Source organism: Pseudomonas sp. P7758 (genome assembly GCF_013386485.1).
Classification (GTDB): Bacteria; Pseudomonadota; Gammaproteobacteria; order Pseudomonadales; family Pseudomonadaceae; genus Aquipseudomonas.
In genome coordinates this window covers 19,103-42,970 of sequence record NZ_JACARS010000015.1, presented here as the reverse complement: position 1 = coordinate 42,970, position 23,868 = coordinate 19,103, and the positions used below count along the sequence as shown (strand labels likewise).

At 60.9% G+C, this 23,868-nt stretch carries 24 protein-coding genes; 12 read left to right on the top strand and 12 right to left on the bottom strand.

Annotated elements, in window-relative coordinates:
• Positions 1 to 83 precede the first annotated feature (83 nt).
• Positions 84 to 497 (top strand): alternative ribosome rescue aminoacyl-tRNA hydrolase ArfB, encoded by a 414-nt coding sequence (arfB, locus tag HX873_RS03840; protein ID WP_003212972.1) that lies wholly within the window; start codon positions 84 to 86, stop codon positions 495 to 497.
• On the opposite strand, the gene HX873_RS03835 is transcribed toward arfB, so the two are convergent.
• The 3 genes from HX873_RS03835 to HX873_RS31700 form a co-directional block, all read right to left on the bottom strand.
• Positions 494 to 1,693 (bottom strand): MFS transporter, encoded by a 1,200-nt coding sequence (locus tag HX873_RS03835; RefSeq protein ID WP_177008479.1) that lies wholly within the window; start codon positions 1,691 to 1,693, stop codon positions 494 to 496. The genes arfB and HX873_RS03835 overlap by 4 nt on opposite strands.
• 86 nt (positions 1,694 to 1,779) lie before the next feature.
• The gene (locus HX873_RS03830) at positions 1,780 to 1,953 is read right to left on the bottom strand and encodes a hypothetical protein (protein ID WP_008430977.1); all 174 of its coding nucleotides are present in this window, start codon (positions 1,951 to 1,953) and stop codon (positions 1,780 to 1,782) included.
• A gap of 74 nt (positions 1,954 to 2,027) precedes the next feature.
• Positions 2,028 to 2,156 (bottom strand): hypothetical protein, encoded by a 129-nt coding sequence (locus HX873_RS31700; RefSeq protein WP_003212978.1) that lies wholly within the window; start codon positions 2,154 to 2,156, stop codon positions 2,028 to 2,030.
• Positions 2,157 to 2,518: 362 nt separating this feature from the next.
• On the opposite strand from HX873_RS31700, the gene HX873_RS03825 reads away from it, so the two are divergent.
• Positions 2,519 to 3,793 (top strand): MFS transporter, encoded by a 1,275-nt coding sequence (locus HX873_RS03825; protein ID WP_052024259.1) that lies wholly within the window; start codon positions 2,519 to 2,521, stop codon positions 3,791 to 3,793.
• Here HX873_RS03825 and HX873_RS03820 read toward each other — a convergent pair.
• Positions 3,790 to 4,374 carry an HD domain-containing protein gene (locus HX873_RS03820; protein ID WP_003212982.1) on the bottom strand — a complete coding sequence of 195 codons (585 nt, stop codon included), beginning with the start codon at positions 4,372 to 4,374 and terminating at the stop codon, positions 3,790 to 3,792. The genes HX873_RS03825 and HX873_RS03820 overlap by 4 nt on opposite strands.
• A 33-nt stretch (positions 4,375 to 4,407) precedes the next feature.
• Entirely contained in the window at positions 4,408 to 4,719 is a 312-nt protein-coding gene (locus HX873_RS03815; RefSeq protein WP_003212984.1) for a DUF962 domain-containing protein, read from the bottom strand.
• A 161-nt stretch (positions 4,720 to 4,880) separates the two neighbouring features.
• Between HX873_RS03815 and HX873_RS03810 the strand changes: the two genes are divergently transcribed.
• Complete coding sequence (locus tag HX873_RS03810) at positions 4,881 to 5,936, top strand: AraC family transcriptional regulator (protein ID WP_003212986.1); 1,056 nt, start codon at positions 4,881 to 4,883, stop codon at positions 5,934 to 5,936.
• Here the strand turns inward: HX873_RS03810 and HX873_RS03805 are convergent.
• The 7 genes from HX873_RS03805 to HX873_RS03775 form a co-directional block, all read right to left on the bottom strand.
• Positions 5,893 to 7,347 carry a TrkH family potassium uptake protein gene (locus tag HX873_RS03805; RefSeq protein ID WP_177122397.1) on the bottom strand — a complete coding sequence of 485 codons (1,455 nt, stop codon included), beginning with the start codon at positions 7,345 to 7,347 and terminating at the stop codon, positions 5,893 to 5,895. The genes HX873_RS03810 and HX873_RS03805 overlap by 44 nt on opposite strands.
• A gap of 264 nt (positions 7,348 to 7,611) precedes the next feature.
• A complete protein-coding gene (locus HX873_RS03800) occupies positions 7,612 to 8,949 on the bottom strand; it encodes an imelysin family protein (RefSeq protein ID WP_003212990.1) in 1,338 nt (445 codons plus the stop codon).
• 162 nt (positions 8,950 to 9,111) lie between these two features.
• The gene (locus HX873_RS03795; RefSeq protein ID WP_003212994.1) at positions 9,112 to 11,163 is read right to left on the bottom strand and encodes a bifunctional diguanylate cyclase/phosphodiesterase; all 2,052 of its coding nucleotides are present in this window, start codon (positions 11,161 to 11,163) and stop codon (positions 9,112 to 9,114) included.
• Between the two features lie 270 nt (positions 11,164 to 11,433).
• On the bottom strand, positions 11,434 to 11,631 hold the full coding sequence (locus tag HX873_RS03790; RefSeq protein WP_003212995.1) for a hypothetical protein: 198 nt from the start codon (positions 11,629 to 11,631) through the stop codon (positions 11,434 to 11,436).
• Between the two features lie 158 nt (positions 11,632 to 11,789).
• Positions 11,790 to 12,386, bottom strand: a complete 597-nt coding sequence (locus tag HX873_RS03785; RefSeq protein ID WP_003212997.1) for a superoxide dismutase — start codon at positions 12,384 to 12,386, stop codon at positions 11,790 to 11,792.
• 175 nt (positions 12,387 to 12,561) lie between these two features.
• Entirely contained in the window at positions 12,562 to 13,164 is a 603-nt protein-coding gene (locus HX873_RS03780) for a LysE/ArgO family amino acid transporter (protein ID WP_003212999.1), read from the bottom strand.
• Between the two features lie 5 nt (positions 13,165 to 13,169).
• Positions 13,170 to 13,571: an ACT domain-containing protein gene (locus HX873_RS03775; RefSeq protein ID WP_102606370.1), complete on the bottom strand. Its 402-nt coding sequence runs from the start codon at positions 13,569 to 13,571 to the stop codon at positions 13,170 to 13,172.
• 98 nt (positions 13,572 to 13,669) lie between these two features.
• Between HX873_RS03775 and HX873_RS03770 the strand changes: the two genes are divergently transcribed.
• From HX873_RS03770 to HX873_RS03730, 9 genes are all read left to right on the top strand, one after another.
• On the top strand, positions 13,670 to 14,563 hold the full coding sequence (locus HX873_RS03770) for a LysR family transcriptional regulator ArgP (RefSeq protein WP_003213001.1): 894 nt from the start codon (positions 13,670 to 13,672) through the stop codon (positions 14,561 to 14,563).
• A 52-nt stretch (positions 14,564 to 14,615) separates the two neighbouring features.
• Complete coding sequence (locus HX873_RS03765) at positions 14,616 to 15,614, top strand: NAD(P)-dependent oxidoreductase (protein ID WP_177122396.1); 999 nt, start codon at positions 14,616 to 14,618, stop codon at positions 15,612 to 15,614.
• A 118-nt stretch (positions 15,615 to 15,732) separates the two neighbouring features.
• Complete coding sequence (locus HX873_RS03760) at positions 15,733 to 16,560, top strand: hypothetical protein (RefSeq protein WP_003213005.1); 828 nt, start codon at positions 15,733 to 15,735, stop codon at positions 16,558 to 16,560.
• A 156-nt stretch (positions 16,561 to 16,716) separates the two neighbouring features.
• Positions 16,717 to 17,976 (top strand): AGE family epimerase/isomerase, encoded by a 1,260-nt coding sequence (locus HX873_RS03755; RefSeq protein WP_177049528.1) that lies wholly within the window; start codon positions 16,717 to 16,719, stop codon positions 17,974 to 17,976.
• A gap of 106 nt (positions 17,977 to 18,082) precedes the next feature.
• On the top strand, positions 18,083 to 19,369 hold the full coding sequence (locus HX873_RS03750) for an ABC transporter substrate-binding protein (RefSeq protein WP_003213009.1): 1,287 nt from the start codon (positions 18,083 to 18,085) through the stop codon (positions 19,367 to 19,369).
• A gap of 88 nt (positions 19,370 to 19,457) precedes the next feature.
• Positions 19,458 to 20,366, top strand: coding sequence for a carbohydrate ABC transporter permease (locus HX873_RS03745; RefSeq protein ID WP_003213011.1), 909 nt, complete (start codon positions 19,458 to 19,460; stop codon positions 20,364 to 20,366).
• A complete protein-coding gene (locus HX873_RS03740) occupies positions 20,359 to 21,204 on the top strand; it encodes a carbohydrate ABC transporter permease (RefSeq protein WP_003213012.1) in 846 nt (281 codons plus the stop codon). The genes HX873_RS03745 and HX873_RS03740 overlap by 8 nt, the downstream gene beginning before the upstream one ends.
• A 2-nt stretch (positions 21,205 to 21,206) precedes the next feature.
• The gene (locus HX873_RS03735; RefSeq protein ID WP_003213014.1) at positions 21,207 to 22,367 is read left to right on the top strand and encodes an ABC transporter ATP-binding protein; all 1,161 of its coding nucleotides are present in this window, start codon (positions 21,207 to 21,209) and stop codon (positions 22,365 to 22,367) included.
• Positions 22,368 to 22,472: 105 nt separating this feature from the next.
• Positions 22,473 to 23,819 carry a carbohydrate porin gene (locus tag HX873_RS03730; RefSeq protein WP_063027703.1) on the top strand — a complete coding sequence of 449 codons (1,347 nt, stop codon included), beginning with the start codon at positions 22,473 to 22,475 and terminating at the stop codon, positions 23,817 to 23,819.
• Positions 23,820 to 23,868: the final 49 nt, after the last annotated feature.

Here is a 23,868-nt window from a genome sequence, read left to right as displayed (position 1 = left end):
CGGATATGTACCCAGCCCCCAGCCCCCAGCAGCCCAACACATTGGCGTATCCTTACCCCTCCACCCCAAGGCCCGATCAAAAAATGCTGGTGATATCCAACAACGTGCACCTCCCCGACGCCGAGATCGAGCTGACAGCCATCCGCGCCCAGGGCGCTGGCGGTCAAAACGTCAACAAGGTCTCCAGCGCCGTGCACCTGCGTTTCGACATCCCGGCCTCGTCCCTGCCTGACTTCTACAAGGAACGCCTGCTGGCCCTGCGCGACACACGCATCACCAGCGAAGGCGTACTGATCCTCAAGGCCCAGCAATACCGAACCCAGGAACAAAACCGCGCCGACGCCCTCGAGCGCCTGGTGGAACTGATCCTCAGCGCCACCAAGGTCGAAAAGAAACGCCGCCCCACCAAACCCACCCTGGGCTCAAAGAAGCGCCGCCTCGAATCCAAGACCAAACGCGGCAGCATCAAGGCCGGCCGCGGCAAGGTTGATTTCTAAGCCGCGTCCCGCTCCTCGCGGTATTTCGGCGCCTGCCGATACAAATACAGGCTCAACAGCAACCCGCCAAACGCCGCGATCGCCGCAAACAGGAAGATCGAGGCAAACCCGAACCCCGCCGCAATCGCCCCGGCCAACGGCCCGGTGATCCCCAACGACAAATCGATAAACAGCGAATACGCCCCCACCGCCGCACCCCGGCTCGAGGCGGGCACCAGGTTGACCGCCTCCACACCCAAGGCCGGAAACACCAGGGAAAAGCCAAACCCGCTCAACGCCGCACCCGCCAACGCCAAATGAGGATCCGGCGCCAGCCACAGCAGCAGCAGCCCCAGCGTCTCCACCGACAAACAGGCAATCGCTACGCGAAACCCGCCAATGCGGTTGATCAAATTGCCGAACAACAACCGCGCCCCGATAAAGCTGGCACCGAACAGGCTCAGGCACAGCACCGCGTTATCCCAATGCTGGGTCGCGTAATACAAGGTGATGAAGGTGGCGATGGTGCCAAACCCGATCGAGCCCAGCGCCAGCCCGCAGCCGTGAGGCAACACGCGCCCCAGCACATGCATGAACGGCAGGCGCTCGCCCACCACGATCGGCGCGGCGACTTTCGGCCAGGCCAGCAGCAGGCCCAGCACCGCCAGCAGGATGATGCTGACGCCCATGCTCCACAGCCCGAAATGACTGACCAGCAACACCCCCAGCGGTGCGCCGATGGCCAGGGCGCCGTAGCTGGCGATGCCGTTCCAGGAGATGACCTTGGCGGTATTCGCCGCGCCCACCCGGCCAATGCCCCAGCCGATGGAACCCGAGCCCACCAGGCTTTCAGCGCTGCCCAGCACCAGGCGGCCAATCAGCAGGCTGGTGAGGCTCAGCGCCGGCAGGTGTGACAGCCACGCCGAGAGCAACATGAACACGCCGCTCAAGCCGCAACCGGCCAGGCCGTACATGACGGCGCGCTTGCTGCCGCGGTTATCGATGATGCGTCCCGCGTAGGGCCGGCTCAGCAGAGTGGCCAGGTATTGCACGCTGATCACAAGGCCCGCGATCACGGCGCCAAAGCCTAGGTCGCTGTGCACATAGCCAGGCAACACGGCCAGGGGAATGCCGATATTCAGGTAGCCGATGAAGGTGAACAAAACGATGGAAACGACTTGCAGCGTGACCGCCATGGGGCGCTGGGTATCTGGCATGGGGAGAGGTCCACTGTCGCAGCAGGAAAAGATAGGCTGCTTATGATACCGATGCTGGGCGCGTGCGGGGGCAGCAAAGCAAACTTTTAGCGATCGGCGGGGTTGAGCAGTTGCGTGGTTACCAACGCGGCGAGGGCGTTTTCCTGGGTGCCGAAGCGCTTGAGCAGGAGGGCCTGTTTTTCCGGGGTGAGGCGGTTCCATACGTCGACCATGTGCAAGGCAGTGTCGAGCAGGGCGGTATCGGGGGTGGTGTCGGTCATGGCGGGGCTCACGGTGTTCAGGCGGTGTGGAAAGCGCGCAATGTCACGCTTTCCACACGGTCTGGGTACGGCTCTCAGTCTTCGCTCTTGCGGTCGACCGGTTTTGCCTCTTTGGGCTCGGGCTTGGTGGCACCGGCCTGTTGCGGGGTTGGCTGCTCAGTTTCGTGCAGGCTTGGGAAGGGGAGATTAGGGATTTCGTGCATCGTCGTCGCTCCTCGCAAGATCTGTTTTATCAATCGCAGGTGATTCCGCGCGTTCAAAAAGCCTGTGCAGGATACAGCACTGTAAATGACAGAAAGATTTTATCTCAGAAAATGAACGCGTCTTCATCCCGCCGCGCAAGTGACGTGGCGCCACAGGGGTGTCGATTGTCATCGTACAACATCACCCTTCACGGATTGACATCGTGCTGCGGACTGAATATAACGCTAACAGTTGTATGACGACATATGACGTTACAGTTTTATAGCGCCCGTAATACGGATGCGCTCGGTCGCAGAACGTACGCCTCAAATCTAAAAATAATTAAGGTGAAGCGATGAAAATCAAAGGCATCCGTTGGTGGATGGTCGGGCTGATGACGGTCGGCCTGATTATTAACTACCTGGCCCGCAACACGCTCTCAGTCGCAGCCCCCACGCTGATGACCGACCTGAGCATCTCCACTGAGCAGTATTCCCACATCGTTGTTGCCTGGCAGGTGTGCTACGCCTTGATGCAGCCGATCGCCGGTTATGTGATCGATGCGATCGGTACCAAGATGGGCTTTGCCATCTTCGCCATCTCCTGGTCGGTAGTCTGTGCCCTGGCGGCATTCGCCACCGGTTGGCAGAGCCTGGCAGTGGCCCGTGGCGCACTGGGGCTGACGGAGTCGGCGGGCTTCCCCGGCGGCGTCAAGGCGATTACCGAGTGGTTCCCGGCCAAGGAGCGCTCCGTCGCCATCGGCTGGTTCAACTTTGGTTCGTCGTTTGGTGCGTTGCTGGCGCCGCCACTGGTGGTCTGGGCGATTTTGCACAGCGGCTGGCAGTTGGCATTCCTGATCGTTGGCGGCATCGGCCTGGTGTGGAGCGGGCTGTGGCTGCTGCTGTACAAGCACCCGCGTGACCAGCGCCTGCTGGCCCAGGCCGAGCGTGAGTACATCGAGGCCGGCCAGGAAACCCACCTCAAGGAAGGCGTGCAGAAGAAAGCCAGCTGGAAGCGCATCCTCAAGAGCCGCAACTTTTTCGCCATCGCCTCGGCGCGGATGCTCTCGGAGCCGGCCTGGCAGACGTTCAATGCCTGGATTCCGCTGTACCTGATGACCGAGCGGCACATGAACATCAAGGAAATGGCGCTGTTCGCCTGGCTGCCGTTCCTGGCCGCCGACATTGGCTGTGTGCTGGGTGGCTACCTGAGCCCGTTGTTCCACCGCTACTTCAAGGTCTCGCTGTTCACCTCGCGCAAGCTGGTGATGCTGTTCGGTTGCCTGTGCATGATCGGCCCGGCGTGCATCGGCCTGGTGGACAGTGCCTACACCGCGATTGCCCTGCTGTGTGTCGGCGGTTTCGCCCACCAGACCTTGTCGGGTGCACTGTTTTCCATCGCCTCGGACTCATTCGGCAAGAACGACGTGGCCACCGCCACCGGTGGCGGGCAGATGTGCGGGTTTATCGGGGCTGCGGCATTTACTGCGGTGTTCGGCGTGCTGGTGACCAAGGTCGGCTACAGCCCGCTGTTTGTGGTGCTGGCGATTTTCGACATCATTGCGGCCATCGTGATCCTGATGGTGGCCCGGGAGATCGTCAAAGATCCGGAGCCAGCCACCCAAACCGGCCACGGTGGCACATTGCTGCCGGTTTAACCCTGGCGTTCCATCGCCGCCTTGTAGAGCGAGTTCTTCGGCTGGGCAAACACCCGCGCCAGCATCGGCTCGAAGAAGCTCAGCGGCAGGGTGTCGTAGGCCGGGTCGAACGCCGCCGCGTCGTACTGCGCGCAGAACTCGATGGTTTGCCGGTACTGCGGGTGGTCGCCAAATTGCTCGCGCAGGTGGCGGTCCATCCCCAGGTGGTGGAAGAAGTAGTAGCCCTGGAAGATCCCGTGCTTCTCCACCATCCACAGATTCTCGGCGCTTACGAACGGCTTGAGAATCGCGGCGGCGATGTCCGGGTGGTTGTAGGAACCGAGGGTGTCGCCGATGTCGTGGAGCAGGGCGCACACCACGTACTCTTCATCCCGGCCATCGTGCCAGGCGCGGCTGGCGGTTTGCAGCGAGTGGGTCAGGCGGTCCACCGGGAAGCCGCCGAAGTCGCCCTCCAGCAGCCGTAGATGCGCCAGGATCCGGCTTGGCAATTGCCGGGCGTAAGCACTGAAATCCTTGGCGATGATCGCCCAGTCTTCCTGGGTACCATCCTGCATATGGGTGAAACGGGCCTGCTGGTTCATCAAAGCCTCTCTTATTGTTCTTCAAGCGTGGGGCTAGAACGGCACCTTGCCCAGAATCATGTCGCGGTACATCACGAAATCCCCCAACAGGCTGTACAGCGGATGCTGGAAGGTCGCCGGGCGATTCTTTTCAAAGAAGAAATGGCCGATCCAGGCAAAGCTGTAGCCGGCTACCGGCAGCGCCAGCAGCAGCCACCACGCACCTTTGCCGATCGCCAACGCGAGAATGAAGATAACGAGGCTGGTGCCGATAAAGTGCAGGCGACGGCAAGTACTGTTGCCGTGTTCGCTCAGGTAATACGGGTAGAAATCGGCGAAGCTGTTAAATTGCCTGGCATTTTCCACAGTGGTCGGCCCTCTGGTTATTGTTCTGCCCGACAGATGTTCGGCGGGGAGCTTATTTGAGTCTAGAGTCATCAGTGGTAACAGCCAGTGACAATAGATGCCACTTTAGTATCCTTCGGATTCCTGGCTGTCGTTTCAGCCTTCCTTGTTAAGAAAACGCCATGAGCGAACGAACGACTTCTGCAAGCTGGGCGATGGGGATAGTCAAGGCGCTGGAAATGGACGGCCTGGATTGCCGTGCCTTGTTCAAGCAGCTTGGCCTGGATTACGCCGCGCTGAATGACCCGGATGCACGCTTCCCCCAGGACTCCATGACCCGGCTCTGGCAGCGCGCGGTCGAGCTGTCGGGCAACCCGGCGATTGGCTTGAACATGGGCAAGGTGGTGCGCCCGGCGTCGTTTCATGTGGCCGGCTACGCCTTGATGTCCAGCAATACCCTGGCCGAAGGTTTTATGCGGCTGGTGCGTTACCAGCGAATCATTGCTGAAAGTGCCGACCTGAGTTTCCGCCTGTTGCCCGAAGGTTATGCGCTGATTCTGACGGTGCACGGCGACCACCTGCCGCCTACCCGGCAAAGTGCCGAAGCGTCCCTGGCCAGTGCCCTGGCGTTATGCGGCTGGCTGACCGGGCGCACGTTGCAACCGCGCAAGGTGCTGGTGCAGGGCGATCAGCCAGCGGACCTGGCACCCTATAAACAAGCCTTCCATGCACCGCTGGTGTTCAACGCGCCCTATGACGCGCTGATTTTCGAACGGGCCGATATGGAGGCGCCGTTGCCCACGGCGAACGAGGCGATGGCGTTGTTGCACGATCGTTTTGCCGGGGAGTACCTGGCGCGGTTTTCCGAGAGCCGGGTGACCCACAAGGCGCGGCAGGTGCTATGCCGATTGCTGCCCCAGGGCGAGCCCAAGCGTGAAGTGGTTGCGCAGACGTTGCACCTGTCCCAGCGCACCTTGCAGCGCCGCTTGCAGGAGGAGGGCACGAGTTTCCAGACCTTGCTCGACGACACCCGCCGCGAACTGGCCGAGCAATACCTGGCGCAGCCGAGCATGACCCTGCTGGAAATTGCCTACCTGTTGGGGTTTGCCGACCCGAGCAACTTCTTTCGTGCGTTCCGCCGCTGGTTCGATGCCACGCCCGGCGAGTACCGGGCGCGGTTGCATGAGCTGCCTGTCAGTGACGCCAAAACGCCGGAATGCACAGCACAAACACCGTAATGATCTCCAGCCGGCCCAGCAGCATGCCGAATGACAGGATCCACTTGGCAGCGTCCGGGAGGGTGGAGAAGTTACCGGCCGGGCCGATGGTTTCACCCAGGCCCGGGCCTACACCGGACACGGTGCTGGCGGCGCCGGTCAGCGCGGTCATCCAGTCCAGGCCCAGCAGTGACAGGGCCAGGGCGATGGCGCAGATGGTGATGGCGAAGAAAAACGAAAAGGTCAGGATCGAACGCACGATTTCTTCATCGAGGCGATGACCGTTGTACTTCTGCTTGATCACCGCCCGTGGGTGAATCAGCTGGTTCAAGTTGGCCTTGAGCAGGATGTAGGCGACCTGGAAACGGAAGATCTTGATCCCGCCAGCCGTGGAGCCGGAGCAACCGCCCACAAAGCCCAGATAGAAGAACAGCATCAGCGAGAAATTGCCCCAGATGCTGTAGTCCCCCAGCGCAAAACCTGTGGTAGTGACTACCGAAGTGACGTTTACCGCCACGTGGCGCAGCGCCTCCAGCCAATGCAGGTTGGTGGTCCACCAATACCAGGTGCCGAGCACCAGCCAGGTCACCACCAGCAAACCAAGCATGCCCTGCACCTGCTGATCCTTGATCAGCGCCCGGCGGTTGCCGCGCATCGTGGCCACATACAGGGTGAACGGCAGACTGCCGAGAATCATCACCACCACCGCCACCCAGTGCACCGCCGGCTGTGTCCAGTGGGCCAGGGATTCATCGGAGGTGGAGAACCCGCCGGTGGAAATCGCCGACATCGCATGGTTGATTGCGTCAAACAGGCCCATGCCGGCCCACCAGAACGCCAGGCTGCCGAGGATGGTGATGCCCACGTACGCCGCCACGATCAGGCGCGCCACCATGTGTGAGCGGGGCATGACCTTTTCCGAGCGGTCGGAGGATTCGGTCTGGAACAGGCGCATGCCACCGATGCGCAGCAGCGGCAGGATCGCCACCGCCATGCCGATAAAGCCGATACCGCCGAGCCAGTGCAGCAGCGAGCGCCAGATGAGGATGCCCGGGGACATGGTGTCCAGGCCGCTGAGCACCGTGGAACCGGTGGCGGTGATGCCGGACATGCTTTCGAAGAACGAGTCGGTGTAGCTGATGTGCTGGGTCAGCAGGAACGGCAGTGCGGCGAAGATGCACACTACCAGCCAGCTGGAGACGGTGAGCAGGTACATGTCCCGCGGGCGCAGGTGCACATGTTCCGGGCGGCCGGGGATGACCAGTGCCAGGCCCGCGATAAAGGTAATCAGGCTGGCCCAGAGGAACGACGGCAGGTCGCTGGTGCGTTCAAAAAACACCAGGGTCGCCATGGGGATGACCATGGCGATCGCCAGGGTGATCAGGAAGATGCCGATAATGAAACCGATTATCCGTAAGGTCGGCAACGCCATGAGGTCCGCTCGGGGTGACAGGAAAGGCGCCATTCTACCTGCGGTGCAGGGCAAGTAAACCGGGGGGGCGTTGGAGACGTGGCAGATCAAGTGTGGGAGCGGGCTTGCTCGCGAAAGCGGTGTATCAGTCAACGGATGCATTGGCTGACCCACCGCTTTCGCGAGCAAGCCCGCTCCCACAGGAGATTTGTGCTGGTTGATGGAGCTTGGAGGGCAGGCACAAAAAAGGCGACCCGAAGGTCGCCTCATTCAACGCGGCACTGATCAGAACTCGTGATCAGCGTTATCCGGGTTCAAGTCACTGATGCCCAGCTTGCCAGCAGCCTGTTCGATCGAACCGGTCTGCTTCACCAATGCGGCGATGGCGTCACGTACGATCTGGTTGCCTTTGTCGTTACCGGCAGCAATCAACTGGTCGTAGTGTTCGCCGTTGTTGGCGTGGTCCACCATCACCTGGATCTTCGCTTCGGTGGAGGCCAGGTCAGCCTTCAACGCTTCATCGGCCGCCGGGTCGGCCTTGGCCACCAGGGAGGACAGGCTGGCGCCGGTCATCTTGGTACCGTCGGTGCGGGTGTACTCACCCAGGTAAACGTTACGAATACCCTTGGCGTCGTAGAAGTGCGAGTTGTGGGTGTTGTCGCTGAAGCAGTCCTGTTCGTCTTCCGGCGAGTTGGCTTCCAGGGAAACCTTCATGCGCTCACCGGCCAGCTCGCCCAGGGACAGGCTACCCATGCCGAACAGCATCTTGCGCAGGCCATCGGTCGCAGGTTCTGCTTCCAGCGTGGCGCGGTAGTTGTCTTCGACGTTGGGCTTCCAGTTGCCGACCATTTCTTCCAGGTCGCTGACCAGCAGCTGAGTCACGGCGCGCAGGTAGGTGCGGCGGCGCTCGTTGTGGCCGCCAGTGGCGCCATCACCGGTCATGTAGTCCGACGCTGGACGGTTGCCGGCGCCCGGGCCGGTGCCGTTCAGGTCCTGGCCCCAGAGCAGGAATTCAATTGCGTGGTAGCCGGTGGCTACGTTGGCTTCGGAACCGCCCAGCTCATTCAGGCTGGCGAGTTTTTCCGGGGTGATGTCTTTGACATCGACCTTGTCTTCGCCGACCTGGATCTCGTTGTTGGCGATGATGTTGGCGGTGGCGCCAGGGTTGCCCAAGGCGTGTTCGTAGGTCTTGTCGACGTAGTCGATCAGGCCTTCGTCCAGGGGCCAGGCGTTCACCTGGCCTTCCCAGTCGTCAATGATGGTGTTGCCGAAGCGGAACACTTCACTCTGCAGGTACGGCACGCGCGAGGCGATCCAGGCGGTACGGGCCGCTTTCAGGGTGTCGTCGTTCGGGTTGGCAAGGAAAGTGTCGATCGCGGTTTGCAGGGTTTTCGCGGTGGACTCGGCATCGCTGTACACCGCGAACACCATGTCAGCGTAATGCGCGACCACGGCCTTGGCGGCGGCCTCGTCTACCTGGCCTGCCGGGGCAGCCGCCGGGGCGGTGGTGCTGGCGGCGGCCGGGGCTTGAGGCGCGGCGGCCTTGTCTTTGCCTTCACCGCAACCGGCGAGCGAAATGGCAATGGCGAGAAGGCTGGCGGTGGCCAGGGGCATACGAATCATGGCGAACATCCTGCTTCGGTTGTTGATGGGGCACGCGGGGGGCGCGCAAAACTGCGACATAATGCGAAAGATTTGCATTTTGTGTAAAGCGTTATAAGCAGGAAATATTTAGTATCGATTTGCCGGCCATCGGTGCGCGTGGCCCCGATGGCCGGCATCGCTTCAGAGGATGGCGGCGTTATTGCGCTGGGCCTGTTTCAAGTAGGCCACCAACTCCCGTGCCGGCAAGGGTTTGCTGTAGTGGTAGCCCTGACCCTCGTGGCAACCCTCGGAGATGATGTAGGCCTCCTGTTCGGCGGTCTCCACACCCTCGGCGATCACCTGCATGCCAAGGCTTTTGCCGAGCTGGATGATCGCCCGCACGATGGTCGCATCGTCGTCGTCATCCAGCAGGTCCTGGACGAAGCTCTTGTCGATCTTGATCTTGTCCAGCGGCAGGCTTTTCAGATAGCTCAGGGACGAATAGCCGGTGCCGAAGTCATCAATCGCAATCAGTGCCCCGGAGCGGCGCAGGCTCAGCAGGTGCTGGGCGGCGGTGCTGATGTCTTCCATCAGGCCGGTCTCGGTGACTTCCAGCTCCAGGCTACGCGGCGGCAAGCGGTAGATTTGCAGCAGGTTGTTGACCACCCGTGGCAGCTCGGCGTGGTGCAACTGTACGGTCGACAGGTTGACCGCCATGCGCAGCTCGGTGAAGCCCAGGTCATGCCATTCCCGAAGTTGCCGGCAGGCCTGGTCCAGTACCCATTCGCCGATGGCAATGATGGTGCCGTTCTGTTCGGCCAGGGGGATAAACAGGTCGGGCGGCACCAGGCCGTGCTCCGGGTGCTGCCAGCGGATCAACGCTTCGACACCCACCACACGGTGGTCGAGATAGCTGATCTGCGGCTGGTACACCAGGTGAAACTGCTCGCGGCTCAAGGCGTCGCGCAGATCCTTTTCCAGCTCGCGGCGGCGGCGCATTTCGCTGTCGACGCTGGCGATATAGAACTGGTAGCGGTTGCGCGAGCGGCTCTTGGCCAGGGTCATGGTCTGTTCGGCTTTTTGCAGCAGCTTCTCGGTGCTGTCGCCGTCTTCCGGGAACAGGGTAATGCCGATGGTGGCACGCAGGCGGATCTGTTCGTGATCGAGGGCGAATTCGGCTTCCAGGTCGTCGAGGATGCTTTGTGCCAATTCGGCGGCTTCGTAGGGCTGCTCGATATCGGCCTGCACCAGGGCGAACTGGTCGCCGCCGAGGCGGGCGAGGGCGCCGAGGCGGCCGCTGTGGGCGCGCAGGCGGTCGGCCAGGGCCAGCAGCAACTGGTCGCCGGCCTGGTAGGTGAACTGCTCGTTGACGCTTTTGAAGTCATCCAGCCCCACGCACAACACCGCGACCCGACGTTGCCGGCGGCCGGCGTCGATCAGGATCTTGTCCAGTTGCTCCTGCAGTTTCTGGCGGTTCGGCAGGCCGGTCAGGAAGTCGTACTGGGCCATGCGCAGCAGGCTGTTTTCCGCCTCATGGCGCAAGTGCGTATTGCGCTCGATGGATTCGAGCAACTGGTTGGCGGTGTTGATCCAGAGCCCCAGCTCGTTTTTCTCGTGGCCCTTGAGCTGCGGGATCTTGTGCTCGCTGGGGCGGTCGGGGTTGATCGAACTCAGGTGCTCGATGATGCGCGAGAGCGGCTTGGTCAGCAGCCAGTGATAGACCAGGTACAACACCAGCCCCATGGCCAGCGCCCGCAGCACCCCGGAGATGAAAATGATCACCGAACTGACGAGAAACCCTTTGCCATAGGTGGCGGTGTCGAGGGTGATGCTCAGGTCACCGTAGTACTCGCTGTAAGGCCCGCGCCCCACCAGCGGCGTGGTGAACGTGCGTTCCTGGCCCAGGATCAGGTCGGTCAGCCAGCGGCTCGGGGATTGTTGCAGGTCGCGGGTTTTTTCCGCGAGCATGGTTTCGTTGGGGTGGCCGATGGAGGCCATGCGCACGGCATCATCCTGGAACAGGCCTTCGATGACCTGCATGCCCATCTCCCGGTCCAGGCTGTAGACGGCCTGGGTGGACGGGTCGCGAAACATGTCGAGGATGCGCTGGGCATCACCGGCCACGGCCTGGCGCGTCTTGTACGCATCAAAGACGATCTGCGCCGCGCTCAGTACCACGCCCACGGCCAATGCCGAAAGCAGTACCACCCGTAGCAACTTCACCGACAAGCTGTTTTTGAGTTCCAGCTTCAAAGGGTTATTCCTTGTTCCATGCGGGTAGCCTCAATATGCCATGAGTATTGGCAATCCCGTGAGGGCAGTCAAAGGGACATTGCGGCCAGGGCAGGTTTTGCAGTTTAGATGAGCGCGTCCGGGGGTAAGACGTTGGGAGGGGGAATGGAAAGGCAGGCCTGGCATGGAGCGAAGTCGGCGGATCGTACGTGCCGACTTCTTGTACTGTCTTTTCAGGACGAGCGCGGGTTTTTCAGGCCAGCGAAACAAACCGTCGAGCGTCAGCGCCCATCAGGTAAACGAAATTTTCGGCGGTTGTGGCTGGTCTTGCGCCTGAGGGTCGATTTGCCCCAAGGCCTGTCGAGCTATGTCCACGGTCTTATCAAGGATGCCCAAGCTTTTGTCCAGGACGTCCAGGCCCTTATCTGTCACGTTATCGAACACGTTAAGTGCTTGAGGGGCCATGCCGATCAAAGATGCTAGATCCATATCAAGTTCTCCTGCAGTCAATCAGAGGGACATTCCTCTTACATGCTGCGTGGCGAAATTCTTTTGATGAGTTCCAGCGTTTTCCTGGCATTTTTCCATTTGTAATCGCCCACAAAAAAGCCCGGCAATCGCCGGGCTCTTTCTACTGCAAGCGGTACTTAAGCGGTGAAGGTCTTGCCTTCGAACTGCTCAGCCACGAACTTCCAGTTGACCAGGTTCCAGAACGCTTCCACATACTTTGGACGCACGTTGCGGTAGTCGATGTAGTAAGCGTGTTCCCAGACGTCGCAGGTCAGCAGCGGGGTGTCGCCGCTGGTCAGCGGGTTGCCGGCGCCGATGGTGCTGGCCAGTGCCAGGGAACCGTCAGCCTTTTTCACCAGCCAGCCCCAACCGGAACCGAAGGTGCCGACGGAAGTCTTGGTGAACTCTTCCTTGAACTTGTCGAACGAACCGAAGGCAGCGTTGATCGCCTCAGCCAGTGCGCCGGTAGGTTGGCCGCCAGCGTTTGGCGCCAGGCAGTTCCAGTAAAAAGTGTGGTTCCAGACCTGAGCGGCGTTGTTGAAGATGCCGCCCGAAGAAGACTTGACGATTTCTTCCAGGGTCTTGCCTTCGAACTCGGTGCCAGGCACCAGGTTGTTCAGGTTCACGACATAGGTGTTGTGGTGCTTGTCGTGGTGGTATTCCAAGGTTTCCTTGGAAATGTGCGGCTGCAGGGCATCGTGTGCGTAGGGCAGCGGCGGCAATTCGAAAGCCATGATGATTCTCCTAATCAGGTCAGTTGCGGTGAGCGCAAGGCCGATCACGGGCGGCCAAACAAGCGCCGGGGAGTTTGTACTCTTTGCGGCGCAGGGGCTGGATCATAGCACCGGGGGGGCGGCAAAACCACGCAACAACTGTGTGGGATAGAGGTTCCAGAGCGTTTTGGAATATCTACGCTGCGCTGATTAATTGATAGGCCACGCTGAACATCATGGCGGCTACCAGCAGGTCCAGAATCCGCCAGGTGGCGGGGCGCGCCAGCCACGGTGCCAGCCATGCGGCGCCCAGGGCCAGGGTCATGAACCACAGGAACGAAGCGCTTGCGGCGCCGGCCACGTAGGCGCCCGGTTCGGTTTGCTGGGCGCCGAGGGAGCCGATCAACAAGACGGTGTCCAGGTACACGTGGGGGTTGAGCAACGTCACCGCCAGGGCGCTGAGCATCACCGCCTTCAACGAGCGTACCTTGAGGTTCTCGCCCTCGCCCAGGCTCTGCTTCGAGCAGGCCCGGCGCAGGGCCAGGGTACCGTACCAGAGCAGGAACGCCGCACCACCCCAGCGGGCAATCGCCAGCAATACCGGGTTATGCGCCAGCACGGTGGCCAGGCCGAATACGCCGGCGGCCACCAGGATCGCGTCGCACACCACGCACAGTGCCGCCACCGGCAGGTGATGTTCGCGCCGCAGGCTCTGCGCCAGCACAAACGCGTTCTGGGTGCCGATCGCCATGATCAAACCAAAGGCCACCAACAGGCCGTTCATATAGCTTTGCCACATAGGATTTACTCCGCGCCCGCCGCCAATTGCCGCAACACCGTCATGGCGCACTCGGCATCGGCGCGGCCGACAAACAGGTGATCGTGGTAGTAGCCGGCAATCACGTTGCAACTGATCCCGGCCTGGCCCAGGGCCGTGGCGAACGCGGCGGTCAGGCCGACCGCTTCCAGGGCCGAATGCACGTTGAGGGTGATCCACGCAGCCACATAGTCGAAGGCCAGTCCGGCCCGCTCGGCCTGCTGGCGCTCGACGATCAACGTCAGGCCTTCCTGCTCGCGGAAGCTGCCGATCACCTCGCAACCTTCGGGGATTCGGCTGTCGGCCAGGGTGCAGAACACGTAGTCGCCGTCATTGAGCTGTGGGCTCATGCTGCGCAGCAGGGTTGCCAGGGCGGTTTCGCCAGCCATGTGGAGGTCCTTGAATAAGAAGAAGCGATGCTGGCTATTCTCCCGTCCAAGGTTGTATAAGAAAAACCAATATTGCTGATCGCTCATTAGGAAAACTGATGTTCGACTATAAATTGCTTTCCGCCCTGGCGGCGGTGGTGGAACAGGCCGGCTTCGAGCGGGGCGCGCAGGTATTGGGAATTTCCCAATCGGCGATTTCCCAGCGCATCAAGCTGTTGGAGGCGCGAATCGGCCAGCCGGTGCTGGTACGTGCCACGCCGCCGACGCCCACCGAGATCGGCCGCCGCCTGCTCAACCACGTGCAACAGGTACGATTGCTGGAGCGCGACCTGCAAAGCCAGGTGCCCGCGCTGGATGAAGAGGGCATGCCCGAGCGCCTGCGCATCGCCTTGAATGCCGACAGCCTGGCCACGTGGTGGGCCGAGGCGGTGAGCGACTTCTGCGCCGAGCAGCATTTGCTGTTGGACCTGGTGGTAGAAGACCAGACCGTCGGCCTCAAGCGCATGCGCGCCGGCGAAGTGGCAGCCTGTATTTGCGCCAGCGAACGCCCGGTGGCCGGTGCCCGCAGCCTGTTGCTCGGCGCGATGCGGTATCGGGCGCTGGCCAGCCCGGCGTTTGTCGCCCGGCACTTTCCCGAGGGCGTGCGGGCCGATCAACTGGCCCGCACGCCGGCGCTGGTGTTCGGCCCGGATGATTTCCTTCAGCATCGCTACCTGGCGTCCCTGGGCGTCGACGGTGGTTTCGAACACCATCTATGCCCCTCGTCCGAAGGTTTTATTCGCCTGACGGAAGCCGGATTGGGCTGGGGCCTGGTGCCCGAACTGCAGGTGCGCGACCAACTGGAAAAGGGCGTGTTGGTGGAGTTATTGCCAGATAAGCCGATCGATGTGCCGCTGTACTGGCATCATTGGCGCAGTGGTGGACAATTGCTGGGCCTGCTGACGGATCATCTGGCACACACAACGGGGCAATGGTTGGTGCCGTTGGCGTGATGGCCAGCGTCAAGGCAACAGCGATGAAAAACGAAAGAATGCGGAGTAAGTCATGAAAATTCTGGTCACCGGCGCAAGCGGCTTCATTGGCGGGCGCTTTGCGCGTTTCGCCCTGGAGCAGGGCCTGGACGTGCGGGTCAACGGGCGGCGGGCCGAAGGTGTGGAACACCTTGTACGGCGCGGCGCCGAGTTTATCCAGGGTGATTTGAATGATCCGGACCTGGTGCGCGAGCTGTGCCGCGACGTCGAGGCCGTGGTGCATTGCGCCGGGGCCGTGGGGCTGTGGGGGCGTTATCAGGACTTCCACCAGGGCAATGTGCTGGTTACCGAAAACGTGGTGGAGGCCTGCCTCAAGCAGCGGGTCGGGCGCCTGGTGCACCTGTCTTCGCCGTCGATCTACTTCGACGGCCGTGACCACCTGGGCTTGACCGAAGAACAAGTGCCCAAGCGTTTCAAGCATCCGTATGCAGCCACCAAATACCTGGCGGAGCAAAAGGTGTTTGGCGCCCAGGAGTTTGGCCTCGAAGTGCTGGCCCTGCGCCCGCGCTTTGTCACGGGGGCCGGCGACATGAGCATCTTCCCGCGCCTGTTGAAGATGCAGCGCAAGAACCGCCTGGCGATTGTCGGCGATGGCCTGAACAAGGTCGATTTCACCAGCGTGCACAACCTCAATGAAGCCCTGCTCAGCAGTTTGCTGGCGACGGGCTCGGCGTTGGGCAAGGTCTACAACATCAGCAACGGTGCCCCTGTGCCGGTGTGGGATGTGGTGAACTACGTGATGCGACAGATGGACATGCCTCAGGTCACCCGTTATCGGTCCTACGGCTTGTCTTACAGCGTTGCGGCGCTCAATGAAGCTTTCTGTGCCATGTGGCCAGGGTGCCCGGAACCGTCTTTGTCACGGCTGGGCATGCAGGTGATGAACAAAGATTTCACCCTCGACATCACCCGCGCACGGCATTATCTCGACTACCAGCCCAAGGTCAGCCTTTGGGCGGCCCTCGACGAGTTCTGTAGCTGGTGGAAGGCCCAGGACGTGGGACTTAAATAACCGGCAACACACCGGGAACCGAATTTGCGAACCCGGGTCGATCAGTGCGGCAGGTCGGGGGTTTATACTCCGACGCTTGGCTATCCATATGCCACCTCAAAGGATTTAAGGTTGATTCATGCGTAACGATGCTAACGACGACTTCGACAACGTTCCCAGCCTGCGGGCCGACACCTCGGACGACGATGATTTCGAGCCCACGCCGGCTACCTCCGTGCGCTCCCGGCCTGCGCCGGTTGTCAAGGTCAAGAGCGCCAGTACCGGGCCGCTGTGGGCATTGGTCGGTGCGCTGCTGTTCGCCTTCGCCGGCCTTGCCTGGTGGAGCTTCCAGCAGATTTCCCTGATGGGCCAGCAACTGGTGGCGACCCAGGAAAGCTTCGCGCGCATCAGCGAGGAAGCGGCGGGGCGCCTGCAGGATATTTCCGGCAAGGTGGTGGCCAGCGAAGCCAATGTGAATAATGGCAGCGAGGCCCTGAAACTGCAGATCAAGCAGCTGGAGACCCAGTTGCTGGAGCAGGGCAAGCAGCAGATGGGCGTGGCCGGCCAGGCAACGGACCTGGACAAGCGCCTGGAGCAGATGACCGCCAGCACGACCCAACTGTCCAGTGCCAACGCGCAATTGCAGGGCCAGGTCCAGGCGCTGACGGAGGCGGTGGCTACCCTCAAGTCCCGGGACGCCGAGTTCAAGGACCTCTCCGCCGACGTCGCAGCCCTGAAAAAACAGGGCAACCCCACGGCCGCCATCGCCCGCCTGGAGCAGGACCTTGTGGTCCTCAAGAGCGAACTGGACAACCGCGCCGCGGCTTCGGACGGTCCGTCCACCAAGGAGTTCGACGTGTTCCGCATCCAGACCACGCGTAACGTCACTGCCTTGCAAAGCCAGGTGCAGAACCTGCAGCAGCAGATCAACCAGCCGGCCCGGATCACCCCTCTCGGGCAGCAGTGATGTGAGGTGCTGCAGACGTCACTACACATGACGCCTGCAGGCCCTGGCACAATCAATGTCACCAATCGGTGACATTTCCCGTCTCCTTCGTTACTTGCCCTCGCGCCGCCCTTGTTTAGACTCCCGTCATCCCGCACATAATAAAAAGGGCTAATCATGACCACGCAACCACTGCCTGCCAGTAGTTGGCTGAACGCACCTGCCCATCACGCCTGGCTTGCCACTGAAGGCCAGCGCCTGCTGTCATTCGCCAAGGCTTCCAGGCTGCCTGACGGCTTCGGCAACCTCGACGATCAAGGCGTCCTTCCGCCCGATGCCGTCGCCGAAACCATGAACACCGCCCGCATGACCCATAGCTTTGCCATGGCCCATGGCCTGGGCCTGCCAGGTTATGCCGACCTGGTGGAACACGGCGTCGTGGCCCTCAGCGGCCCGCTGCGCGATGCCCGGCACGGCGGTTGGTTCGCCACGCCCGACGCCCGCGACGGCAACACCGGCAAGGCCGCCTATCTGCACGCCTTTGTCGCACTGGCCGCCAGCTCCGCAGTAGTGGCCGGCGCGCCCGGCGCGCAAACCTTGCTCAACGACGCGATCCACATCATCGATCAGTACTTCTGGAACGAAGAGGAGGGCGCGATGCTCGAGTCCTTCGCCCAGGACTGGAGCGGGGTAGAAGCCTATCGCGGCGCCAACAGCAACATGCACGCCACTGAAGCCTTCCTGGCCCTGGCCGATGTCACCGGTGAAACCCGCTGGCTGGACCGGGCACTGCGCATCGTCGAGCGGATTATTCATACCCATGCGGCGCAAAACCGGGACATGGTGATCGAGCATTTCGACAGCCATTGGCAACCCCTGCGTGGTTACAACGAAGACAACCCGGCCGATGGTTTTCGTCCCTACGGCATCACCCCCGGCCACGGCTTCGAATGGGCGCGACTGGTGTTGCACCTTGAGGCTGCGCGCCTGGATGCCGGGCTCGTCACCCCTGAGTGGCTAGTGACCGACGCCAAGGGCCTGTTCGCCAGCGCCTGTGAATACGCCTGGGCCGTCGACGGCGCTCCCGGCATTGTCTACACCCTCGACTGGAGCCAGCGCCCCGTGGTGCGCGAGCGCCTGCACTGGACCCATTGCGAAGCCAGTGCCGCTGCCCAGGCGCTGCTCAAACGCACGGGGGAGCTGCATTACGAAACCTGGTACCGGCGCTTCTGGGAGTTCTGTGAAACCCGTTTCATTGACCGCACCCACGGCAGCTGGCACCACGAACTGAGCCCGAAAAACCAGCCCAGCGCGAAAATCTGGGGTGGCAAACCGGACCTCTACCACGCCTGGCAGTCTGTCTTGCTGCCGGGGCTACCCTTGTCACCGAGCATGGCCAGTGCCGTGGCCACCGGGCGCTATGTCACCAAGTGGTGACATTTTGGCGTCCCTTTGTTACCTGCACCTGAAAAATCCCTGTTTAAACTCGTTTGCAGCGCAAGCACCGACTTGCATGCATAACAACAAGAAAAAAGGTACTCAGATGAAAGCGATCAGTCGCCTCGCCGTAGCTATTTCCGTTGCCTCGTTGTTTCCCCTCAGTGCTTTTGCCGCCGACTCGAAAGGGACGGTTGAAGTTGTGCATTGGTGGACCTCGGGTGGCGAGAAAGCGGCAGTAGATGTCCTGAAGGCCCAAGTTGAAAAAGACGGTTTCACCTGGAAAGACGGTGCCGTCGCCGGCGGTGGCGGTTCCACTGCCATGACCGTACTGAAAAGCCGCGCCGTTGCTGGCAACCCGCCAGGCATGGCCCAGATCAAAGGCCCCGACATCCAGGAATGGGCGTCCACCGGGCTGCTCGACACCGACGTCCTGAAGGAACCCGCCAAAGAAGAGAAGTGGGACAGCCTGCTGGACAAGAAAGTCTCCGATACCGTGAAGTACGAAGGTAACTACGTGGCCGTGCCGGTGAACATTCACCGCGTGAACTGGCTGTGGATCAACCCGGAAGTGTTCAAGAAAGCCGGTATCACCAAGAACCCGACCACCCTCGAAGAATTCTACGCAGCGGGCGACAAGCTCAAGGCCGCGGGCTTCATTCCGCTCGCCCACGGTGGCCAGCCTTGGCAGGACAGCACCGTCTTCGAAGCGGTCGTGCTCTCGGTCATGGGGGCTGACGGTTACAAGAAAGCCCTGGTGGACCTCGACGAAAAAGCCCTGACCGGCCCTGAAATGATCAAGTCCCTGACCGAGCTGAAGAAAGTCGCGACCTACATGGACGCCGACGGCAAAGGCCAGGACTGGAACCTGGAAGCCGCCAAGGTCATCAACGGCAAGGCCGGCATGCAGATCATGGGTGACTGGGCCAAGAGTGAATGGACCGCCGCCAAGAAAGTCGCCGGCAAAGACTACGAGTGCGTAGCCTTCCCGGGCACCGACAAGGCCTTCACCTACAACATCGACTCCCTCGCAGCCTTCAAGCAGAAAGACAAAGGCACTGCTGCCGGTCAGCAGGACATCGCCAAGGTCGTGCTGAGCGAAAACTTCCAGAAAGTCTTCAGCATCAACAAAGGCTCGATCCCGGTTCGTATCGACATGTTGCAAGACATGGGCAAATACGGCTTCGACTCCTGCGCCCAGACCGCCGCCAAGGACTTCCTTGCAGACGCCAAGACTGGCGGCCTGCAACCAAGCATGGCCCACAACATGGCAACCACGCTGGCGGTACAAGGCGCATTCTTTGATGTCGTGACCAACTACATCAACGACCCGAAAGCTGACCCTGCGGATACCGCGAAGAAACTCGCGGCAGCGATCAAGTCGGCCAAGTAACGGTTAGTACCGAATGGCCTTGTGGGGGGACCCCTAACCCCCGCAAGGCATGTTCCTGTAGTCCTTTTTCCCTGTACTGGATTTTCCCATGAGTTCTGTTGCTGTGTTCAGCAAAGCCTCGCCGTTCGATGCACTGCAGCGCTGGCTACCCAAACTGGTGCTGGCGCCGAGCATGTTCATCGTTCTGGTGGGCTTCTATGGCTACATCCTGTGGACGTTCGTGCTGTCGTTCACTAACTCGACTTTCCTGCCGACCTACAAGTTCGTAGGCCTGGCGCAATACGTGCGCTTGTTCGACAACGACCGCTGGTGGGTCGCGAGCAAGAACCTCGCGGTGTTCGGTGGCATGTTCATCGGCATCACCCTGGTGATCGGCGTGACCCTGGCGATTTTCCTCGACCAGAAAATCCGTCGCGAAGGTTTTATCCGCACCATTTACCTGTACCCGATGGCGCTCTCGATGATCGTCACCGGTACCGCCTGGAAATGGCTGCTCAACCCAGGCATGGGCCTGGACAAACTGCTGCGTGACTGGGGCTGGGAAGGCTTTCGCCTGGACTGGCTGATCGACCCGGACCGTGTGGTGTATTGCCTGGTGATCGCTGCTGTGTGGCAAGCCTCGGGCTTCATCATGGCGATGTTCCTCGCCGGCCTGCGCGGTGTTGATCAATCGATCATCCGTGCGGCGCAGATCGACGGCGCGAGCATGCCGCGCATCTACTGGAAAGTGGTGCTGCCAAGCCTGCGCCCGGTGTTCTTCAGTGCGGTAATGATCCTGGCGCACATCGCGATCAAGAGCTTCGACCTGGTGGCGGCCATGACGGCGGGTGGTCCGGGTTACTCCTCCGACCTGCCGGCGATGTTCATGTACTCCTTCACCTTCAGCCGCGGCCAGATGGGCATGGGTTCGGCCAGTGCGATTCTGATGCTCGGTGCGATTCTCGCGATCATCGTGCCTTACCTGTACTCCGAGCTGAGGACCAAGCGCAATGACTAGTCTTGCTGGCAAACCTGCCATCAGCCTGAGCCGCGTCGCGATATACGCGGTGCTGATTCTCGCTGTCCTGCTGTACCTGGTGCCGTTGGTGGTCATGTTGCTCACCAGCTTCAAGACCCCGGAAGACATCAGCACCGGCAACCTGCTGAGCTGGCCCACCGTGATCACCGGCATCGGCTGGGTGAAAGCCTGGGCCACGGTTGACGGCTACTTCTGGAACTCGATCAAGATCACCGTTCCGGCGGTACTGATCTCCACCGCCATCGGTGCGTTGAACGGCTACGTGCTGTCGATGTGGCGCTTCCGTGGTTCGCAGTTGTTCTTCGGCCTGTTGCTGTTCGGCTGCTTCCTGCCGTTCCAGACCGTGCTGCTGCCAGCCTCGTTCACCCTCGGCAAGATGGGCCTGGCCAGTACCACCACGGGCCTGGTGTTCGTGCACATCGTCTACGGACTGGCGTTTACTACACTGTTCTTCCGTAACTACTACGTCAGCATTCCCGATGCACTGGTGAAGGCGGCTCGCCTGGATGGCGCGGGGTTCTTCACGATCTTCCGCCTGATCATCCTGCCGATGTCGACACCCATCATCATGGTGTGCCTGATCTGGCAGTTCACGCAGATCTGGAACGACTTCCTGTTCGGCGTGGTGTTCTCCAGCGGTGATTCGCAGCCCATCACGGTGGCGCTGAACAACCTGGTCAACACCAGTACCGGGGTCAAGGAATATAACGTTGATATGGCGGCGGCGATGATCGCCGGGCTGCCGACCCTGCTGGTCTATGTGGTCGCAGGCAAGTATTTCGTGCGCGGCCTGACGGCCGGCGCGGTCAAGGGGTAATCATGGCAACGCTCGAACTTCGTAACGTAAACAAGACCTACGGTACCGGTCTGCCGGACACCCTGAAGAACATCGAACTGTCGATCAAGGAAGGTGAGTTCCTGATCCTGGTCGGCCCTTCGGGTTGCGGCAAATCGACCTTGATGAATTGCATTGCCGGCCTGGAAAACATCACCGGTGGCGCGATCATGATCGGCGACCAGGACGTCAGCGGCATGAGCCCCAAGGATCGTGACATCGCCATGGTGTTCCAGTCCTACGCGCTGTACCCGACCATGAGCGTGCGTGAGAACATCGAATTCGGCCTGAAGATTCGCAAGATGCCCCAGGCAGCGATCGATGAAGAAGTGGCGCGAGTGGCCAAGCTGCTGCAGATCGAGCACCTGCTCAATCGCAAGCCGGGCCAGCTCTCCGGTGGCCAGCAACAACGCGTGGCCATGGGCCGGGCACTGGCGCGTCGCCCGAAGATCTACCTGTTCGACGAACCGCTGTCCAACCTCGACGCCAAGCTGCGGGTCGAGATGCGTACCGAAATGAAGCTGATGCACCAGCGTCTGAAAACCACCACCGTCTACGTCACCCACGATCAGATCGAAGCGATGACCCTGGGCGACAAAGTGGCGGTCATGAAGGACGGCATCATCCAGCAGTTCGGCACGCCGAAAGAGATCTACAACGACCCGGCCAATCTGTTCGTGGCGAGCTTCATCGGTTCGCCGCCGATGAACTTCATTCCACTGCGCCTGCAACGCAAGGACGGCCGCCTGGTGGCGCTGCTGGACAGCGGCCAGGCCCGCTGTGAATTGCCATTGAACATGAACGATGCCGGTCTTGAAGACCGCGAAGTGATCCTGGGCCTGCGCCCGGAGCAGATCGTGCTGGCCGCCGCCGAAGCCACCGGCGCGCCGACCATTCGGGCCGAGGTGCAAGTCACCGAGCCGACCGGTCCGGACACCCTGGTGTTCGTGCAAATCAATGACACCAAGGTCTGCTGCCGCCTGGCGCCCGATGTGGCGCCGCAAGTGGGCGAGACCCTGACCTTGCAGTTCGACCCGGCCAAAGTGTTGCTGTTCGACGCCAAGACCGGCGAGCGCCTGGGCACTGCCACCTCGTTGCCGGCACAGGATCGTGCGGACAACGTTGCTCAATTCAAGGGACGCTGAAGTTTCAAATGATGTGTAGGGGCTTTTGTGAGAGTCCTGCTCTCACAAAGAAGTAAACCGCGTTAGATAAAAACAGTTAATAACAATAAAGACGAGGATGTAGGGATGAAAAAGCACCACAACAACACCCGGCTGATCTGCCAACTGTCAGCAGCAGCCGCCCTGGTACTGTCCGCCAATGCGATGGCGGACGACGCGTTCAGCGCCGATTCCAAGTGGATGACCGGCGATTGGGGCGGCGAGCGTACCAAGCTGATCGAGCAAGGTATCGACATCAAGGCGGATTACGTCGGTGAAGTCGGTGGCAACCTCAGCGGTGGCTACAACAACGACAAGACTGCCCGTTACGCTGACCAGTTCGGTCTGGGCGTGGCACTGGACCTGCAAAAGCTGTGGGGCTGGGACAACACCCAGGCCAAGATCCAGTTGACCAATCGTAATGGCGCAAACATTTCCAACGACCGTATTGGTGACCCGCGTGCCGGCACCTTGAGCTCGTCTCAGGAAGTCGACGGCCGAGGCCACATGGTGCGTCTGACCCAGTTCTGGATTCAGCACCAGATGTTCGACAACAAGCTGGACGTGAAACTCGGTTACTTCGGTGAAGGCGAAGACTTCAACACCTTCCCGTGCGACTTCCAGAACCTGTCGTTCTGTGGCTCGCAGGTCGGTAACTATGTAAACACCTGGTACAACTGGCCCGTCAGCCAGGCGGCTATCCGCGTGAAGTACAACATCACGCCTGAGCTGTATGCGCAAATCGGTGCGTACAACCAGAACCCGTCGCAACTGGAGCACGGCAACGGCTTCAAGCTCAGCGGCAGCGGCACCAAAGGCACCGTATTGCCGGTTGAATTGGTCTGGTCGCCGAAGGTCAATGGCCTGCCGGGCGAATACCGTGTGGGTTACTACAAGAGCACCGCCGACGCTACCGACGTACGTGAAGACGTCAACGGTAACGATGCTGGCACCACGGGCGCAGCCTTCCGCGTTCGCAGCAGCAAAAGCGGTTACTGGGGCGTTCTGCAACAGCAACTCACCACCCACAATGGCGATGCTTCCCGCGGCTTGAACATTGCGGCCAACGTCACCTTCCACGACAAAGACACCAACCTGGTCGACAACTACCAGTCGCTGATGCTTGTGTATAAAGGTCCATTCGACGCACGTACAAAAGATGACGTGGGTATCGGTGTATCCCGTATCCATGCCAACAGTGACGTGAAGAAAAATGCTGAGTTGCTCAACGCGGCCGGCGGGTTCACGGATTACGACCAATCGGGTTACGCACCGCTGCGCAACACCGAATACAACGTCGAACTCAACTACGGCTTCCACGTCACCAACTGGCTGACCGTGCGTCCCAACCTGCAATACATCGCCAACCCAGGTGGTGTTAAGCAAGTCGACAACGCGGTGGTAGCGGGCCTGAAAATTCAGTCTACGTTCTAACGTTGTTGCGATAAGCTCCTTCTCTCTGTGCGCATTTTGCGGGTAGCCA

Bases quoted from the DNA above. Each gene is read 5' to 3' on its own strand.
- arfB (WP_003212972.1), top strand. From the start codon at position 84: ATGCTGGTGATATCCAACAACGTGCACCTCCCCGACGCCGAGATCGAG.
- HX873_RS03835 (WP_177008479.1), bottom strand. From the start codon at position 1,693: ATGCCAGATACCCAGCGCCCCATGGCGGTCACGCTGCAAGTCGTTTCC.
- HX873_RS03830 (WP_008430977.1), bottom strand. From the start codon at position 1,953: ATGACCGACACCACCCCCGATACCGCCCTGCTCGACACTGCCTTGCAC.
- HX873_RS31700 (WP_003212978.1), bottom strand. From the start codon at position 2,156: ATGCACGAAATCCCTAATCTCCCCTTCCCAAGCCTGCACGAAACTGAG.
- HX873_RS03825 (WP_052024259.1), top strand. From the start codon at position 2,519: ATGGTCGGGCTGATGACGGTCGGCCTGATTATTAACTACCTGGCCCGC.
- HX873_RS03820 (WP_003212982.1), bottom strand. From the start codon at position 4,374: ATGAACCAGCAGGCCCGTTTCACCCATATGCAGGATGGTACCCAGGAA.
- HX873_RS03810 (WP_003212986.1), top strand. From the start codon at position 4,881: ATGAGCGAACGAACGACTTCTGCAAGCTGGGCGATGGGGATAGTCAAG.
- HX873_RS03805 (WP_177122397.1), bottom strand. From the start codon at position 7,347: ATGGCGTTGCCGACCTTACGGATAATCGGTTTCATTATCGGCATCTTC.
- HX873_RS03800 (WP_003212990.1), bottom strand. From the start codon at position 8,949: ATGATTCGTATGCCCCTGGCCACCGCCAGCCTTCTCGCCATTGCCATT.
- HX873_RS03790 (WP_003212995.1), bottom strand. From the start codon at position 11,631: ATGGATCTAGCATCTTTGATCGGCATGGCCCCTCAAGCACTTAACGTG.
- HX873_RS03785 (WP_003212997.1), bottom strand. From the start codon at position 12,386: ATGGCTTTCGAATTGCCGCCGCTGCCCTACGCACACGATGCCCTGCAG.
- HX873_RS03780 (WP_003212999.1), bottom strand. From the start codon at position 13,164: ATGTGGCAAAGCTATATGAACGGCCTGTTGGTGGCCTTTGGTTTGATC.
- HX873_RS03775 (WP_102606370.1), bottom strand. From the start codon at position 13,571: ATGGCTGGCGAAACCGCCCTGGCAACCCTGCTGCGCAGCATGAGCCCA.
- HX873_RS03770 (WP_003213001.1), top strand. From the start codon at position 13,670: ATGTTCGACTATAAATTGCTTTCCGCCCTGGCGGCGGTGGTGGAACAG.
- HX873_RS03765 (WP_177122396.1), top strand. From the start codon at position 14,616: ATGAAAATTCTGGTCACCGGCGCAAGCGGCTTCATTGGCGGGCGCTTT.
- HX873_RS03760 (WP_003213005.1), top strand. From the start codon at position 15,733: ATGCGTAACGATGCTAACGACGACTTCGACAACGTTCCCAGCCTGCGG.
- HX873_RS03755 (WP_177049528.1), top strand. From the start codon at position 16,717: ATGACCACGCAACCACTGCCTGCCAGTAGTTGGCTGAACGCACCTGCC.
- HX873_RS03750 (WP_003213009.1), top strand. From the start codon at position 18,083: ATGAAAGCGATCAGTCGCCTCGCCGTAGCTATTTCCGTTGCCTCGTTG.
- HX873_RS03745 (WP_003213011.1), top strand. From the start codon at position 19,458: ATGAGTTCTGTTGCTGTGTTCAGCAAAGCCTCGCCGTTCGATGCACTG.
- HX873_RS03740 (WP_003213012.1), top strand. From the start codon at position 20,359: ATGACTAGTCTTGCTGGCAAACCTGCCATCAGCCTGAGCCGCGTCGCG.
- HX873_RS03735 (WP_003213014.1), top strand. From the start codon at position 21,207: ATGGCAACGCTCGAACTTCGTAACGTAAACAAGACCTACGGTACCGGT.
- HX873_RS03730 (WP_063027703.1), top strand. From the start codon at position 22,473: ATGAAAAAGCACCACAACAACACCCGGCTGATCTGCCAACTGTCAGCA.